A 16801-nucleotide genomic window follows, 5' to 3' on the forward strand; every position below is an offset into this window, starting at 1 on the left:
TTATTAGCTGCCGCGCATTGCTGTGCGTTAATTTAATTAAAAATTTCTACTAGGCAATTAAGCAAGATGACAGATTCTGCCACCCTTTTGTTGAGAGACGGCAGTCGTTTTGACGGCATTTCTATCGGGGCTAGTGGTATCGCTGTCGGCGAGGTAGTTTTCAATACTGCGATGACCGGTTATCAGGAGATTCTGACCGATCCTTCTTATGCGCAGCAGATTGTAACACTGACTTATCCACATATAGGCAACACTGGTGTGAACGATGAGGATGTTGAGTCCGACAAAGTATATGCTGCGGCACTGGTTATTCGGGATTTGCCGGCGTTGGCAAGTAGTTGGCGGCACAAGCAGAGTTTAAGCGATTATTTGACAAATAAGGGGGTGGTTGCGATAGCGGGCATCGATACTCGTCGTTTGACCAGGCATTTACGCAGCCACGGGGTGCAGGACGGTGTGTTGTTCAGTGATACGGTTTCGGTGACAGATGCGCAGCAGATGTTGTCTGATTTTTCTGGGCTCAAAGGTAAGGATTTGGCTCAGCAGGTAAGCACTGTAAAGCCTTATCAGTGGCAGGTATCTGATGTGTGCAAGCGGCATGTGATCGCGTTTGATTTCGGCATCAAGCATAATATTTTAAGAAACTTAGCGCAGCGTGATTGTTGCATCACGGTGGTGCCGGCGAAGACGACCGCAGATGTGGTATTGGCATATAAACCTGACGGTATATTTTTGTCCAACGGACCGGGTGATCCCGAGCCTTGCGATTATGCAATACAAACGATACGCCAGTTGTTGCCGGTCGGTTTGCCGATATTCGGTATCTGCTTGGGGCATCAGTTACTTGGCTTAGCAAGCGGTGCACGGACAATGAAGATGAAGTTCGGACACCACGGAGCAAATCATCCGGTGCTTGATATGGCTAGCAAGCGGGTGATGTTGACCAGCCAAAATCACGGTTTCTGCATTGATGCTGCTGATTTACCCAAGCAGCTAGAAGTTACGCACTTGTCGTTATTTGATCGCACCATTCAAGGTGTACGCCACAAGACTTACTCGGCATTCAGCTTTCAGGGACATCCTGAAGCAAGTCCCGGTCCTCACGATGCACGCACATTGTTCGACGATTTCATTGACCAAATGGAGAGCTGATGCCTAAGCGCAGCGATTTATCGGATGTTCTAATTATTGGTGCCGGTCCTATAGTGATTGGTCAGGCTTGCGAGTTTGATTATTCTGGTGTGCAAGCATGCAAGGCTTTGCGCGAAGAGGGTTATCGTGTGATCTTGGTCAACTCTAATCCGGCAACAATTATGACCGACCCTGATACCGCCGACACTATCTATATAGAGCCTATAGAGTGGCGCACACTTGCAAAAATTATAGAAAAAGAAAAACCTGATGCCGTATTGCCGACTATGGGTGGTCAAACGGCATTGAATTGCGCAATTGACCTCAAGCGTGAAGGTGTGTTGGATAAATTCGGTGTGCAGTTAATTGGTGCTTCGTCGGATGCTATCCGCAAGGCTGAGGATCGTCAGTTATTTCGCAAGGCGATGGAACAGATCGGTTTGCAGAGTGCGCGCTCGGTTATAGTCAAGAATTGGCAACAGGCGCAAACAGCAATGCAGCAGTTGGGTTTCCCAATCGTGCTTAGACCTTCATACACCTTAGGCGGTAGCGGTGGAGGTATCGCTTACAACGAAGTAGACTTTGAAAGTTTAGTCAAGCGCGGTTTAGCTTTGTCGCCTATTGGCGAGGTTTTGTTGGAAGAGTCGCTACTGGGTTGGAAGGAATTTGAAATAGAAGTGGTGCGCGACTGCAGTGATAATTGCATCGTCATTTGTTCTATCGAGAACTTCGATCCTATGGGAGTGCATACCGGTGACTCGATCACGGTAGCACCTGCACAAACCCTTACCGACAAAGAGTATCAAAAGATGCGCAATGCCTCTATTTCGGTGTTGCGTGAGATAGGTGTGGATACTGGGGGGGCAAATGTGCAGTTTGCAGTTAATCCCGAAAACGGTTGTATGGTAGTCATAGAAATGAACCCGCGTGTGTCGCGCTCCTCGGCGCTAGCGTCGAAGGCGACTGGCTTCCCGATTGCTAAGGTAGCTGCAAAGTTGGCGGTTGGTTATAGTTTGGACGAACTACGGAATGAGATTACCGGCGATGCAATGCCGGCATCCTTTGAACCAACGATAGATTATGTGGTCACTAAGATACCGCGCTTTGACTTTAATAAGTTTCCTCAAGCCTCCAATCATCTTACCACGCAGATGAAATCAGTCGGCGAAGCGATGGCCATTGGTCGGACATTTAAGGAATCCCTGCAAAAAGCGTTGAGTAGTTTGGAGTTGGGGTATGCTGGGCTTGCTTCGCTACAAGAAGAAAACGCAGATACTGATGCGCTCTTGCAATGTTTACAGGTTGCGACCTCCGAGCGTATACATTTGATCGCCGCTGCCCTGAGGGCAAATATTAATATAGATCGAATCTTTGCGCTGACCGCGATAGACCGGTGGTTTCTACATCAGATAGCAGAGATTGTTGACACTGAAAGAAAAATTAAAGAGGGTACATTGTCTATTTCGGATCGCCAATGTTTACTTGAACTTAAGCAGCAAGGTTTTGCTGATGCGCATATTGCGAAGTTACTAGCAGTGCGTGAGCACGAAGTCTACGAGCAGCGGCAAAGCTTCAACCTCAATGCCAGTTATAAACGAGTGGATAGTTGTGCAGCTGAGTTTGATACAAAAACCGCTTATTTATATTCGTGCTACGATAAAGAATGTGAGGCACAGCCGAGTGCTAAGCAAAAAATTATCATACTGGGCGGCGGTCCCAATCGTATCGGGCAAGGCATAGAGTTTGATTATTGTTGTGTGCATGCTTCGTTTGCGTTGCGCGAGGTCGGCTACGAGACGATCATGATCAACTGTAATCCTGAGACGGTTTCAACCGATTACGATATTTCCGACCGTCTTTATTTCGAACCGCTGGATTTTGAGCATGTCATGGAGGTAATCAAGACTGAGAGTCGCAATGGTGATCTGAAGGGCGTGGTTGTGCAGTATGGTGGTCAAACACCCTTGAACTTAACCCAGAGTTTGGCTGATGCAGGGGTACCCATCATCGGGAGTAGTGCTGATACCATCGCCTTGGCGGAGGATCGCAAACTTTTTCAGCAGTTAATACAACAGCTCGGATTGAAGCAACCACCTAGCGGTGTTGCACTCACCGAATCAGAGGCTTTAGATATCGCTGCTCGCATAGGGTATCCAATTATAGTTAGGCCTTCGTTCGTATTGGGTGGCCGTGCAATGAAGATCGTATACGACGAAGCTGAGCTCAAGCACTATATGTTGGAGGCAACTCAAGTATCTAAGGACAAGCCGGTGTTGATCGACCACTTTTTATCCGATGCGATAGAAGTTGATGTAGATGCTATCTGCGATGGTCAGAATGTGTTGGTCGGTGGCATCATGCAACACATAGAACAAGCTGGGGTACATTCAGGTGATTCGGCGTGTTCCATTCCACCTTATTCTTTGCCTATTGCTGTGCAGAGTGAACTCACTCGACAGATGAAAGTAATTGCACTAGCACTCAATATTAAAGGATTGATGAATGCACAATTTGCTATAAAGGGTGATGCAGTTTATGTGATAGAAGTTAACCCTCGTGCCTCACGCACGGTGCCGTTCGTCTCCAAAGCTATAGGTTTGCCGCTTGCTAAAATTGCTGCGCGTTGTATGGTGGATATAGATTTGAAAGAGCAAGGCTTTGTTGAAAACGACGAGGGTGTTTATGTAGTCAAGCAGTCGGCGCCAAGTTCTTTTCGTTTTGCGGTCAAGGAAGCAGTTTTTCCATTTAATAAATTTGTCGGTGTTGATCCTATTTTAGGACCTGAGATGCGTTCCACTGGAGAGGTCATGGGCAGCGGTAAAAGTTTTGGTGAGGCTTACGCTAAAGCACAACTAGCGGCCGGCAACAAGCTACCGCGCAGTGGTACAGTGATGATCAGCGTGCGTGATGCCGACAAAAAGGCAGTGTTGGAAATAGCGCAAAGTTTAATAGTCAAAGGTTTTGAGTTGGCAGCAACCCACGGCACGCAGCGCGCGCTCACTGATGCCGGTATAGTATGCCGGCCAGTCTATAAAGTCATTGAAGGGCTACGTCCCAATGTCGTTGATTTGATAGAGCAAGGACAAGTCTCTTTGGTTATTAACACCACCGAAGGCCGACAAGCGATCACTGACTCTCTAACTATACGCAGCAGCGCGGTACAAAATAGAGTATGCTACACTACTACAATCGCCGGAGCCTGCGCAATCGTAGAAGCACTGGAAGCCGCAGACTACGATGTGTATAGTTTATGATGTGGGTTTATGATGCGGGCTTATGGTGCTGGATGTTTCAGCGTATAACAGGTTTATGGCATAACAATGGATGGTTGGCATCTAGTATGCCTAGCTAAAGAGGTCACGATATGAAACTGGAAACTATTGCGGTACACAGTGGCTACGAATGTGAAGCGACGACGCGAGCTGCGGTCACACCAATTTATCAAACCGCTTCTTATACATTTAGAGACACCCAGCACGGCGCTGATTTGTTTGATTTGAAAGAGGTTGGGAATATCTATACGCGAATTATGAACCCGACGACTGATGTTTTGGAAAAACGGATCGCAGCGATGGAAGGCGGAGTCGGGGCGTTGGCGCTTTCATCCGGTATGGCAGCTATAACTGATGCGATACTCACGATCACTAGTAGCGGCGATAACATTATTTCTACCAGCCAGCTCTACGGTGGGACTTATAATTTATTTGCGCATACATTGCCGCGCTTGGGTATAGAAGTCCGCTTTACTGAGGATGAGAAGATAACCGATTTGGTCGACGATAAAACCAAATTGGTTTTTTGTGAGTCGCTAGGCAATCCGGCGGGTAATGTTTGCGATTTGGTGACACTGGCTGATAATTGCCATCAGTGCGGTATTGTTTTAGTCGTTGACAACACAGTACCGACACCGTGTCTGTGTCGTCCTTTTGAACACGGAGCTGATATCGTCGTCCATTCGTTGACTAAGTATATCGGTGGCCACGGCAATAGCATCGGTGGTATCATCGTCGATTCGGGACGCTTCCCGTGGACCGAACACGCCGACCGTTATTCGGTGCTGATAGAGCCCGATCCGTCGTATCACGGTGTTAGTTATACTGAAACTATGGGTACAGCCGCTTATATAGCCAGGGCGCGCGTTGTGCCACTACGCAATATGGGTGGCGCATTATCTCCGCAGAATAGCTTTTATTTTTTGCAAGGTTTGGAAACTATGCCGCTACGAGTAGAAAGACATTGTGCTAACGCGCTTGCGGTCGCCCGCTATCTACAATCACACGCAGGTGTGCAATGGGTTAATTATGCAGGCTTAGACGACCATCCTGATAAAGCATTGGTAGATAGCTATTTGAGCGGCAAGGCTTCCGGTATCCTGAGTTTTGGTATTAAAGGCGGATCTGCAGCAGGCGCAAAATTCATTGATGCTCTGCAGCTGATATTGCGCCTTGTCAATATCGGTGATGTTCGCTCATTAGCGTGTCATCCTGCTACGACGACGCATCGTCAACTCACTAACGATGAACTTAAACGCGCCGGTGTGTCGGCAGATCTTGTGCGATTATCAATAGGCATAGAGCATATAGACGACATCCTTGAAGATATAGAACAAGCCCTTGCTAAAACCGCATAAAAGCGTACACATTCTCTACATTGCATCGGTTAGTAAGTGTAGAAAGGGTGTTTTTTTGTATAGAAAGTGAGGGTTGGGGGAACTTGATTTAGATTCCCGATATTGCCATTTCACCGATGAGTATAGATCCACAACGGATGTTGTGTCGTTCGTCGGTGTCGTTGCCTAGTGCAACGATATTAGCATACATTTTGCGCAGGTTATCGGCAATGGTGATCTCCTCTACCGGATGATCTATTTTCCCGTTTTCTACCCAAAAGCCTGAGGCTCCCCTTGAATAATCACCCGTGATTTGGTTGACTCCCATGCCGATGAGTTCGGTGACGACTAAGCCTTTGTTCATTTCTTTGACTAATCCTTCAAAACTTTGATGCCCGCCGTCTACAGTTACATTTCTTAATCCGCCGCCGTTAGCGGTGGTTTGCATGGCTAGGCGACGCGCTGCGTAGCTGTCTAATATGTAGTTTTTAACGACACCGTTAGCGACGATAACCTGATCTCGGGTGGCAACACCTTCATCGTCGAAAGGCGCACTGTACAGGCCACCTGGTTGGCGTGGTTGTTCCACTAGCTGCACGAACTCAGGAAATACTCTGGTGTTCAGAGTATCAGGTAAAAACGAAGTCCCTTTATATAATGCTCCGCCGCTGATTGCGGAGGTGAAATGTCCGATTAGTGAGATTGCGGTTTCAGGGGTAAACAACACTGGGACTTTGCAGCTATGCACTTTGCTTGCATCTAGTCGCTGTATGGCGCGTTGCGCTGCAAGTCGGCCGATCACTTCTATTGATTGTAAATGTTGTGCATTGCGTCGATTATCAAACCACATGTCGCGTTGCATAGCTCCATTGCGTCCTGCGACCACCGAACACGAGATACTGTGCCGAGTGCCTTGATACGCAGCATTGAAATTGTGGGTGTTGCCATAGCAATAAGTGCTCTGGGTGGTTGATAGCTGTGCGCCTTCGGAATTGACTATCAAAGGCTCGGCGCGAGCAATGGCTTCACATTCGCCGACGAGTTCAATGGCATCGGCGGTATCTATAGTCCACGGATGGTAGAGCTGTAAATCGGGTATCTCAACAGCCATATCAGTTGCGTCCGCAAGTCCTGCATAGCTATCCTCGCCAGTATATTTTGCTATGTTGATGGCTTCTGTGACGAGCTTTGCAATATCTGCAGGTGCGAAGCCGCTAGCTTCGGCAGTGCCGGTGCGATTCCCTAAGTAAACGGTTAAGCATAGGCCTTGGTCGCGACCGTGTTCTAGGGTATCTATGTCTCCCATACGTACTGCGACAGATAGGTTTTGACTGGTTGATGCCGAAACTTCTGCTGCAGTTGCACCACTTCGTTGTGCTCGTTCTAAAATATCGGCTACTATTTCTTTAAGATGTTGTGGCGTTTTAGTTGTTATTAAATCGGAGTGTGCTGCTTTCAAATATCGGTTCCTCCGACTGTCATACCGTCTACGCGTAATGTCGGTTGACCCACACCGACTGGCACTAATTGTCCGTGCTTGCCGCAAGAACCGACTCCGTCATCTAGTTTCGTATCATTGCCGACCATCGTGACCTTAGTCAAGATATCAGGCCCGTGTCCGATCAACGAGATACCTTTGAGCGGTGCACCGACGCGACCGTTTTCTATGCGGTAGGCTTCGCTTGCCGAAAAGACAAATTTACCGGAAGTAATATCTACCTGTCCACCGCCGAAATTAACTGCATAGATACCTTTGTCTACTGAACCTATAATCTCGTCCGCACTATGTTGTCCGTTGAGCATGTAAGTGTTCGTCATTCTCGGCATCGGCAAATGCGCATACGATTGCCTTCGCCCATTGCCAGTCGGTTTGGTGTTCATCAAGCGAGCATTAGTTTTATCCTGCATGTAAGTTTTGAGTATGCCTTTTTCTATCAGTGTGGTGCATTGTGTCGCGGTACCTTCGTCGTCTATGTTCAAAGAGCCACGTCGCCCGCTAAGCGTGCCGTCGTCAACGACTGTCACCTCAGTGGTTGCAACGCGCTCGCCGATGCGATTTGAAAATGCCGAAGTCCCTTTGCGACAAAAATCTCCTTCTAATCCATGACCGATTGCTTCGTGTAATAGTACGCCCGGCCAGCCTGGACCTAAGACGACAACCATCTCACCAGCCGGAGCGGCTACTGCCTCCAAGTTGAGCAGTGCCAGTCTCACCGCTTCGCCAACGATGACCTCAGGTTTGTGTGTAGCCAATAATTCTGGGTAGCTAAAACGACCACCAGCACCGGCATAGCCGGATTCTCTTTTATCTTTATCTGCTACCACCACCGCAACATTAAGACGCACTAGCGGTCTTATATCAGCAGCCCAAGTGCCGTCCGATGATACGACCAATACCACATCGTAGCTGGCTAGCAAAGAGGCTATGACTTGCTTGATGCGTGGGTCTGCTTGTCGAGCCTGTGCGTCTATCGTATAAAGCAAATCAGTTTTGTCTTGCGCTTGCATACTCGCCAGCGGGTCGTCAGAACCGTAGAGTTTTTGGATATTGTCAGATTTCCAGCTTTGCAGTGCACCGACATTACCAGAGCGCGCAATGTATCGTACTGTTTGACTCGCTGCGGTTAAAGACGGCATAACAATTTCGTTGGCATAAGCAAAGCCAGTCTTCTCACCGCTGACTGCTCGTACGCCTACACCTCTATCCAGACTAAAGTCGCCTTCTTTAACGATACCGTCCTCTAAAGACCATGCCTCTCTGCGTCCGTGCTGAAAATAGAGCTCTGCTTGGTCAACCCCCGGCACCATCAATGAGGATAAAACTTTTTGCAAATGGTGTTCGTCTATTTCGGCTGGGGCGAGTAAATCTTGTTTTGCGATATCAAGTGCTTGTTCCATAGTGATAGGCTCGGGAAAATTAGCTGTGTGCGTTATAAATATTCAAAAAATCAAAAGTTGCGTGGCTGTTAATATCTGTTATTATAACTGCAAACCTCTATAACAAATCACTTTTAAGCACAAAACATTTATCATCAATAATATAAGGAGGACTTAAAGATGGCTTCTGTAAAAGCTGAGCCTGGCCACAAAAAGTATGATGATTTGATTGACGAGATGAAAGAAGGTCAGATTCAAATCCCAAAATTTCAACGCGACCTTGTTTGGAGCATAGACAAAACTGCTGATTTATTGGATAGTATCCTAAAAGGATACCCAATTGGAACATTCATTCTCTGGGAGCCGAAGGAGAGATTCGATCAGGTGAAAAAGATCGGTGATTGGTCGCTCCCAGAAATACCGGAAGGTAAAAGCGTGAATTATGTGTTAGATGGACAACAACGAATTGTTTCGCTTTATGCTGTTTATCAAGGTAAGAGCATTACAAAGTCTGGCAAAAAAACAGCAACTGATTATAAAAAAATCGTGGTTAATCTTGATAAGGATGCACTGGCGAGCGATGCAAAGATAGTAACCGCCAAGAGAGTCAAAGGAAAGAGAAGTATTTCGCTTCACAAAGTTCTAAAATTTGATATTACTAAACCTGAAAAACTAGAGGAGAATGTCAGTCCCGATGAGATAGGTATGATAGCCCAGTACCAAAAAAAAATTGAGAATTATCTATTTTCTATTATATTCCTCAAACAAGCAGATATTGACTTAGCTGTAGAAGTTTTCAATCGTATCAACACAACTGGTAAACAGCTAACACCTTTTGAAATTATGTCAGCAAAAACTTACGATGAAGGACGGGGATTTGATATGCAGGACAGATGGGATAAGCTAGTTAAGAAGGAGAATGAGTATGGATTAAAAGATTACAACGGAATATCAAACATGGTTATTTTATATTTATTATCTCTGCTAATTAGTCCTAGCACAGAATGTAAAGCTAAGACTATCTATTCGCTGAAAAAGGATGATATTATTGATAAATGGGATGCTGTAATAGATGCCCTAAAATGTGCCATAGGAGATTTCCAATCATATTATAAAATTCCAGTATCTCGTATACTACCCTATGATTATTTACTAGTACCTTTTGCTTACTTTTTTCACAAAAACGAAAATCAACAACCGAATTATCAACAAAGAAAATGGCTTGACCAATATTTTTGGTCCGCTGCTTTATCAGGTCGTTATTCAGGTCCTGTACAAACAAATTTAGCACAAGATGTTAGAGATATTCAAAAAATTTTGCATGACAATTATCCTGAAATTAGATACAAAGATAACATTCGAATAGCTCCACAGACACTCATAGAAACCCAATTCAATAAATCAAGCAGTTATTGCAAAGCGGTACTTTGTCTGTTGGCATCTAAAGAACCGCATAACTTCGATCGTAGTGGCAAAGTGATTCTTGATAATTCATTTCTTCAACAGTCCAACAGTAAAAATGATCATCATTTTTTCCCTAAGGCTGCCTTAAAAAGCAAAGGTATTTCCAATGAGAATAGCCTAATGAATATTACACTTATTAGCGATGACCTCAATAAAAATGTAATTGGCTCAAAATGGCCGTCCAATTATATTGCTGGATTTAAAGAGGAAAACACTGAGATAGATAGTATTTTGGAGACTCACTTCATAAAACAAAATGGTTTTGGAATTGAAAATGATGATTATAAGACTTTCTTAGAAGCTAGAGCAAAACTAATATCTGCGGCATTGAAATCTAAAATTGACTCTGATTAGATAAATAGCCGTAGTAAAGTTACCATTATTTAACTGAGGCTAGTCGAGGTTAAATAGTAAGGAAAATAAAAGTAAGCATGTTTCTATTTTGGCGTGTAAGCCTAGGTCGGTGATTTTATACATATGTTGCTCCAATTATTTGTTTTCTTAGCAGGTTTGGCTTTAATTATTTGGTCGGCGAATCTGCTCATCAAAGGTGCGGTAGGCATTGCACAACGCTACCGGATTTCCGAGTTGATTATCGGCATGGTCATCGTTGGTTTGGGCACTTCGGCACCTGAGTTTTTCGTTTCTATGCTGGCGGCATTGCAAGGCTCCACCGAAGTTGCGCTGGGCAATGCGATTGGTTCTAATATCGCAAATATAGGCTTGGGTTTGGGGTTGGCTGCGCTGGTCGTGCCGATATATATCAAGCGACCGATCTTGTATAAGAAATTTATCATGTTGGGTGTCGCTATCGTCGCAGTATGGTGGTTGGCGATGGATAGTCGGCTGGATTGGGGAGATACTCTAGTGTTGCTTAGTACACTTGGGCAGACAACCGCAGTGCAGGCAAATTTTGAACTTGACATCAAAGACGGCTTACTTTTGTGGTTGACATTATTCGTGCTGATGTATTGGATGGTGTGTACCGCAGATGCATACGAGGACGACGGACAGCAGCGGCATCACGCTGGTTGGTTGCATATTATAATAGGCTCCGCTATATTGGTGGTAGCAGCGGAATTGATAGTTTGGTCGGCGGTCGGCATCGCCAACCGTTTCGGAGTCAGTGAATTATTGGTCGGTTTGACGATGACTGCACTGGGCACTAGCTTGCCTGAGATAGTTACCTCAATAGTGAGTGCCTGGAAAAAACGCGAGGATATTGCAGTAGGCAATATTTTGGGTTCTAATTTATTCAACGGCTTAGGTGTTATTGGAGCGATTGCTATAGTCGGCGGCGGACAGATGAGCAACGAGATATTGTATAGAGACTTTCTGGTAAGTGCAGTGATAACCATACTACTACTGGTATTGTTCCTGGCTCCGCCGCGCTACAGCTTGTATCGCTTCAAAGGGGTATTGATATTGATTTTTTTTAGCGCCTATATAGCTTTGCTTTATCACCAAGAAGTCAGTTTGGTATTAAAATAGATTTTTTGAACGGACTATTTTATGGCATTCGACTCGGATAAAATCAAACAACTGGCGTTAAAAGTCTTAGATATAGAAGCGCAGGCAATCCGCAGACTGCAACCGCAGATCGACGACAAATTTATTGCTGCGTGTCATTGCTTAATAGAATGTCGCGGTCGTATTATTTTAATCGGCATCGGCAAATCGGGTCATATTGCGAACAAAATCAGTTCTACATTATCTAGTACTGGTAGCAAATCTTTTTATTTGCATCCGGCCGAGGCCAGCCACGGTGATTTAGGTATGATTGATAGCGACGATGTCGCTATCATAATTTCGTATTCGGGGGAGACTGCAGAGATTAATACTTTGTTGCCAGCGTTGAAAAGTATTGCGGTCAAGACCATTGCGTTGACCGGTGCTATCAACTCTACCTTAGCGCGTGCGGTTGATGTTTGCTTGAATACCCATGTTGAACAAGAGGCCTGTCCACTGGGTTTGGCGCCAACTGCGAGTACCGTTGCAGCCCTGGCAATGGGTGATGCGCTTGCCATTGCTTTATTGCAGAGCAAGGGTTTTACGACCGAAGATTTTGCTCGCTCTCATCCAGGAGGGTATTTAGGTAGAAAGTTATTGCTCAAAGTTGCTGATTTAATGCGCACTGGAGATGCTGTTCCTAAAGTACTCGCATCTACGCTATTGATAGATGCGTTGTATGAAATATCAGCTAAAGGTATGGGGATGACTCTGATCATCAGCGATGCCGGTCAGGTGGTGGGTGTTTTTACCGATGGTGATCTGAGACGGGCATTGAACCGTAATACCAAACTTCTACAAACATCTATCGCCCAATTGATGACTCATCCTTACCAATCGGTCGTAGCGGATACGCTTGCAGTAGAAGCGTTGCAACTTATGCAGAAAAAGAAAGTGAATGCGCTTCCAGTTTTTGATCTAGAAGGTCAGCTGTTGGGGGCGATTAATATGCACGATCTCATACAAGCCGGACTCGTCTAGCAGGCTACAGAGCAACACGAGTGCCGCCGAGGCCGCAGTAGCCATTGGGATTCTTCGCTAGATATTGCTGATGATAGTCTTCTGCGTAATAAAAATCGGCAGTTTTGATAATCTCAGTTGTGATTGCCCCGTATCCCGCTGCGTGTAAATTTTCTTGGTAAATGTCGCGTGTGTCCACTGCTGTTTGGTATTGGAAATCGTCAAAACAAAATATCGCCGAGCGGTACTGGCTGCCAACATCGTTGCCTTGGCGCATTCCTTGAGTCGGGTTATGCGCTTCCCAAAAGACTTTGAGTAGTTTCCGGTAAGTGCTATGCCCATCAGTGCTGTGATTGTCACGATAGATGACTAGTACACTTTCAGTGTGCCCAGTATTGCCGCGGCAAACCGATCGATAATCGGGGTTGGTAGTCGTGCCGCCAGCATAACCTACTGCACTTAGGTAGACATCAGTTTGTTGCCAGAAACATCGCTCGGCACCCCAGAAGCAACCAAGCGCAAAGATCGCCGTTTGACTCTCTTCAGGAAAAGGAGGATGCAAAGCACACCCTTTAATAAAATGGTGGTTTAGATTTTTGTTTGCAACAATTTTTATCAAAGCATTAATACCTAATAATTAGATAATGTATTATAATTGATTCTCCCTTCCAAAACCTTATGAAAGTTTATTATGTTAAATCAATTTATAATTATAGCTACGGCGATTTTACTATTTCCTGCCGCATTTATTAGCCTAGGCATTAATGTCGGATACTCTCCGTACAGTGGTCTGGGGGCAGGTTTGGTCATTGCTTTATTGGCTGCTGCCGGGTTATTGCTAAAGAGGCCGACGATGCTCAAAATGCTCGGTCTTTTGATATTGCTATCGTTGATAGTCATTAGTGTAATTGTCACTTATCAGGTGTTCGTGCCGTTACTTAATAATCAGGTGTTGCTGTCCGACGGCTATATGCCGGAGAAGTCTTTACCATTATTGAGTTCGGTAATCGCACTCTATATATTTTATATATTAATCACCTATAGTACTACTTCAGAATACAAACAAAATTTCATGCGTAAACTAGAGGCAATCCTCTCGGGTCCTCCTCTGTTGTTAACGCTAGCGGTTGCCATCATCCTATCGACAACGATACTGCTGATGATTTATAACACTGCAGTGCACTATCCGGAACTGGTTGTGGTGACCAATAAGTTCTTAGCTCGTGGATTTATACCGCCGCTGACCATTCTGTTATTCTGCTGGGGGCTGATTTTACTGATGAGTAAAAGTTATATCTTGTGGAATGAACAGCGACTAATAGAAGAGCCTAACCGTTCGTTATTGATGGCGGCTTACCATAAGTTTCTTGACGAACAACAGGGCATGATGAAGGACAGTTATATAGACTTAATCTGGAAAAAATCGGCAGATTTTTATATCCTGCCACGCTACTTTAACTGGTCGATTCCGATATTGGGTTTTATAGGCACCGTATACGGTATTTCGCTGGCATCCGATGGTATACAAAAGATTATTGGTGAACAGCAAGGTTTAGCCAATTTATCCAATCAACTAGGTGATGCGATAGCACCGTTAGGAATTGCTTTTGATACCACACTTATCGCACTGTCCTTGAGTATCGTCTTAACTTTACTGCAAACGATAGTGCAGCGATGGGAGAATAATCTACTGACCAATTATGAAAACCGCCTGCTCGGAGTTGATCATTAAACATGCTTCGTCGGCACGATAATCTTAGCGATCAAGAGAGGAATAATGCGCCTATGGTTGAGATATTCGGAGGCGTGTTTGCACTACTTTTAGTTTTATTTCTGCTGATCAACACTTTCTCTCAGCTGTCTTTACAGGAACGGCTGGAAGGGCTCAATAGCGAGGGGGATTATAAAGTAAGTTGGGGAGTTCAGGGCACTGGTTTCTCAATACTGGCTTTCCCTGATGAATTGCGTATTGTTGAGACCGGCGATGTCTTAAAAAGAGATCAGATATGTTCGCCCGGCAGTCCTTTTGCAAGTTATACTAGAAAAGTTTACAGCACGCCTAAGCAGCAGCTGATTTTTATCATCTTAGAAGGTAGTGTTAAAACGATGGCCATTGCCCGAGAATGCATGCGTACGACGATGCCTACGCTACGAGACAAATTGACTATCGGTTGGATTATCGCCGATCGCGAACTACTCAAGTCGGTCTCGTTGGACGACATACCACCTTATATAGATCGGGTCATTCAACGGCAGTAGCGAGGCGATGACTAAGGCGCAACCACAAAAAAACAGGCTACTTCCCGGTTTTGCCGGTATTGCGCTTGCCGATATACTGGCGAATAGTGTCGCTATGATTATCATTTTAATCGTCCTGACAATGATGATCAAACACGAACAGGAACAAGCGCGTATCAGCGAGGTCGAAGATATAACAGTCTTGCTTAGCCGTGATCTGGCAACTTCTGTGGTGATGAACGGGCTGCCTACATCAAAGCCGGCTAGATTGCACGATTATGTGAATAGTCCTCTAGATGCCAATCCGCATCCTTCAATTATGCCGATTATTGAATTACACGGCGATTATGTTCGGGATTATTACACCAAAGCAAAATTCACTCGTCAGGAGATGCTTAAATCTAACAATGCGTTTGACAAATTTTTAGCAGCGATGAATGCTATGCAGAAAAACTATATCCGTATAGATATATACGACATCCGTATGTTTTATTTAGCGATGTCTATTATCAGCGACCATGCCCCTATGCCTCGCCATTGGCACTTTATAGGTTATGATGGAAATCCTTCAGCAGATGATAACAAGAGCAGCCCTGGTGCAGCCACGGAGATTAACGAAGTCGACGAAGAAACCGAAGACCAATCAGATGATCCAGGTGATAACAGATCTCCTATGCAACGCGAGGGTGACGAAAATGGTAGCGAAGATATGTGGGAAGAAGTTCCTGCCGGTATTTCTCTAGATACATCATACAGCGAAGAAAATTATCCTTTTGATGATCTTTCTTATGACACTGAACCCGCTAATCGTGATAACGAGCAGCGCAGTGGTGGCGCACCTGCCGATGAGATGTTTGATGCACTGAGCAAGATGATGGCTGAAAGTTTGCAGCCGAGGAGTCGTGGCAATTTCCCGAGTATCATGCGATTTAGGACTGCGACACCGCAATCGGCGAAGTCGTCGTCGGAAATAGAACAAGAATATATATTCTTCAATATGGAGAATGGAGAGGAAGGTGATGCATTAGACTATGCTAGAGTTTTAGCTGCACTTTTTAGATTTATGGAAAAAGCACAACAGGCAGTTACCGAAGGGAATTATCTGATGCTGCAAGATTTTAATTTCTCTAACGACATATTGCTACCTGCGGCGATGATGCCCAAGCTGAGTAATAGCGAGGAGATAAATTTTTACGAATATATAAAGAGCATAATGTTTCCACCTTCGGATGCTGAGCAGCAGCCTCTGCAGCTTACACAGCAGATCGAAGACAATAATATGACAGCACTAACGGTACATCCGAACCAGCTGGTCGAGCGTGCCCAGCTGCTGAATAATGAGGAGCAAACACCGTTGCCGGGTATTCCTGGAGATGCTACGGTTAGCATGCATGTGGGGCTTTATCCGGCAATTTATAAAGGGCTTAAAATTAGGATGGATAAAAATAGCATTATTTTGTTGCCTCGCAAACAAGCCGATCCCGACACATATAAATGGCGCATCGCAACGATCGTATCACCTCAAAGGGACGATTATCTACTTGCTTTTGTTTATGCGGCTATTAATCGCGACGGTAGTCTACGATTTGCCGTTGATCAAAATAATGTTAGTATAAACCAGACGCAAATAGCCACAAATTATCCGAGCATTCCGTATAGAAAGGAAAACCAGGCACTGGTGTTTTACGGGATGGCAGCACTGTTGCTGTTATTGGGTGTGTTGCGTAGATTCATTGTAAAAGGAAGTTGATTATAAAGGAGAGAGAACTATGAGGATGTTTTTGATGTTATTTCGTTTAGTGTTTATGTTATTTCGTCGTAGCGGCGGCATGCGCGGCGGCGGTCTTATGGGTCGCGGCGGTGGCATGATGCGCGGCGGCGGTGGTCTTATGGGTCGAGGTGGCGGCATAATGCGCGGTGGTGGACTTATGAAAAAAGGTGGTAAGCTATTAGCAAAAGGTGGTAAGAAGGGTTTATGACACTACCTTCCGCACTAAGGCATTTACTTGTCGC

At 45.2% G+C, this 16801-nt stretch carries 13 protein-coding genes; 10 read left to right on the forward strand and 3 right to left on the reverse strand.

What is annotated here, in order from left to right; all coding sequences use genetic code 11:
- Window positions 1-66: 66 nt before the first annotated feature.
- The 3 genes from carA to GDA45_00440 all read left to right on the forward strand — a co-directional run bounded on the left by carA (window position 67) and on the right by GDA45_00440 (window position 5761).
- Entirely contained in the window at window positions 67-1152 is a 1086-nt protein-coding gene (gene carA, locus GDA45_00430) for a glutamine-hydrolyzing carbamoyl-phosphate synthase small subunit (protein MBC6413392.1), read from the forward strand.
- Window positions 1152-4385, forward strand: coding sequence for a carbamoyl-phosphate synthase large subunit (carB, locus tag GDA45_00435; protein MBC6413393.1), 3234 nt, complete (start codon window positions 1152-1154; stop codon window positions 4383-4385). Before carA ends, carB begins: the two co-directional genes overlap by 1 nt.
- 110 nt (window positions 4386-4495) lie before the next feature.
- Complete coding sequence (locus tag GDA45_00440) at window positions 4496-5761, forward strand: aminotransferase class I/II-fold pyridoxal phosphate-dependent enzyme (GenBank protein MBC6413394.1); 1266 nt, start codon at window positions 4496-4498, stop codon at window positions 5759-5761.
- Window positions 5762-5849: 88 nt separating this feature from the next.
- Here GDA45_00440 and pmbA read toward each other — a convergent pair whose 3' ends face one another.
- Together pmbA and tldD are read right to left on the reverse strand one after the other, a co-directional pair.
- Entirely contained in the window at window positions 5850-7175 is a 1326-nt protein-coding gene (gene pmbA, locus GDA45_00445; GenBank protein MBC6413395.1) for a metalloprotease PmbA, read from the reverse strand.
- Window positions 7176-7195: 20 nt separating this feature from the next.
- Window positions 7196-8638, reverse strand: a complete 1443-nt coding sequence (gene tldD, locus GDA45_00450; protein MBC6413396.1) for a metalloprotease TldD — start codon at window positions 8636-8638, stop codon at window positions 7196-7198.
- A 159-nt stretch (window positions 8639-8797) separates the two neighbouring features.
- On the opposite strand from tldD, the gene GDA45_00455 reads away from it, so the two are divergent.
- The 3 genes from GDA45_00455 to GDA45_00465 all read left to right on the forward strand — a co-directional run bounded on the left by GDA45_00455 (window position 8798) and on the right by GDA45_00465 (window position 12571).
- Window positions 8798-10435 (forward strand): DUF262 domain-containing protein, encoded by a 1638-nt coding sequence (locus tag GDA45_00455; protein MBC6413397.1) that lies wholly within the window; start codon window positions 8798-8800, stop codon window positions 10433-10435.
- A 156-nt stretch (window positions 10436-10591) separates the two neighbouring features.
- Entirely contained in the window at window positions 10592-11572 is a 981-nt protein-coding gene (locus GDA45_00460; GenBank protein MBC6413398.1) for a calcium/sodium antiporter, read from the forward strand.
- A 21-nt stretch (window positions 11573-11593) separates the two neighbouring features.
- Window positions 11594-12571 (forward strand): KpsF/GutQ family sugar-phosphate isomerase, encoded by a 978-nt coding sequence (locus GDA45_00465; protein MBC6413399.1) that lies wholly within the window; start codon window positions 11594-11596, stop codon window positions 12569-12571.
- 4 nt (window positions 12572-12575) lie between these two features.
- On the opposite strand, the gene msrA is transcribed toward GDA45_00465, so the two are convergent.
- Entirely contained in the window at window positions 12576-13178 is a 603-nt protein-coding gene (gene msrA / locus GDA45_00470; GenBank protein ID MBC6413400.1) for a peptide-methionine (S)-S-oxide reductase MsrA, read from the reverse strand.
- Window positions 13179-13241: 63 nt separating this feature from the next.
- Here msrA and GDA45_00475 point away from each other — a divergent pair, with 63 nt between their 5' ends.
- From GDA45_00475 to GDA45_00490, 4 genes are read left to right on the forward strand one after another with little or no spacing between them, the layout of a single operon-like run.
- On the forward strand, window positions 13242-14282 hold the full coding sequence (locus GDA45_00475; GenBank protein MBC6413401.1) for a hypothetical protein: 1041 nt from the start codon (window positions 13242-13244) through the stop codon (window positions 14280-14282).
- Window positions 14283-14284: 2 nt separating this feature from the next.
- Window positions 14285-14809 carry a hypothetical protein gene (locus GDA45_00480; protein MBC6413402.1) on the forward strand — a complete coding sequence of 175 codons (525 nt, stop codon included), beginning with the start codon at window positions 14285-14287 and terminating at the stop codon, window positions 14807-14809.
- A gap of 7 nt (window positions 14810-14816) precedes the next feature.
- Window positions 14817-16538 carry a hypothetical protein gene (locus GDA45_00485; GenBank protein ID MBC6413403.1) on the forward strand — a complete coding sequence of 574 codons (1722 nt, stop codon included), beginning with the start codon at window positions 14817-14819 and terminating at the stop codon, window positions 16536-16538.
- 19 nt (window positions 16539-16557) lie between these two features.
- Window positions 16558-16767 (forward strand): hypothetical protein, encoded by a 210-nt coding sequence (locus GDA45_00490; protein ID MBC6413404.1) that lies wholly within the window; start codon window positions 16558-16560, stop codon window positions 16765-16767.
- The last annotated feature ends 34 nt before the right edge of the window (window positions 16768-16801 follow it).

It is taken from the genome of Chromatiales bacterium (assembly GCA_014323925.1).
Classification (GTDB): domain Bacteria; phylum Pseudomonadota; class Gammaproteobacteria; order Poriferisulfidales; family Oxydemutatoraceae; genus SP5GCR1.

Excerpts from the sequence above, each read along its gene's own strand:
- carA (MBC6413392.1), top strand. The coding sequence starts at position 67 with ATGACAGATTCTGCCACCCTTTTGTTGAGAGACGGCAGTCGTTTTGAC.
- carB (MBC6413393.1), top strand. The coding sequence starts at position 1,152 with ATGCCTAAGCGCAGCGATTTATCGGATGTTCTAATTATTGGTGCCGGT.
- GDA45_00440 (MBC6413394.1), top strand. The coding sequence starts at position 4,496 with ATGAAACTGGAAACTATTGCGGTACACAGTGGCTACGAATGTGAAGCG.
- tldD (MBC6413396.1), bottom strand. The coding sequence starts at position 8,638 with ATGGAACAAGCACTTGATATCGCAAAACAAGATTTACTCGCCCCAGCC.
- GDA45_00455 (MBC6413397.1), top strand. The coding sequence starts at position 8,798 with ATGGCTTCTGTAAAAGCTGAGCCTGGCCACAAAAAGTATGATGATTTG.
- GDA45_00465 (MBC6413399.1), top strand. The coding sequence starts at position 11,594 with ATGGCATTCGACTCGGATAAAATCAAACAACTGGCGTTAAAAGTCTTA.
- GDA45_00475 (MBC6413401.1), top strand. The coding sequence starts at position 13,242 with ATGTTAAATCAATTTATAATTATAGCTACGGCGATTTTACTATTTCCT.
- GDA45_00480 (MBC6413402.1), top strand. The coding sequence starts at position 14,285 with ATGCTTCGTCGGCACGATAATCTTAGCGATCAAGAGAGGAATAATGCG.
- GDA45_00485 (MBC6413403.1), top strand. The coding sequence starts at position 14,817 with ATGACTAAGGCGCAACCACAAAAAAACAGGCTACTTCCCGGTTTTGCC.
- GDA45_00490 (MBC6413404.1), top strand. The coding sequence starts at position 16,558 with ATGAGGATGTTTTTGATGTTATTTCGTTTAGTGTTTATGTTATTTCGT.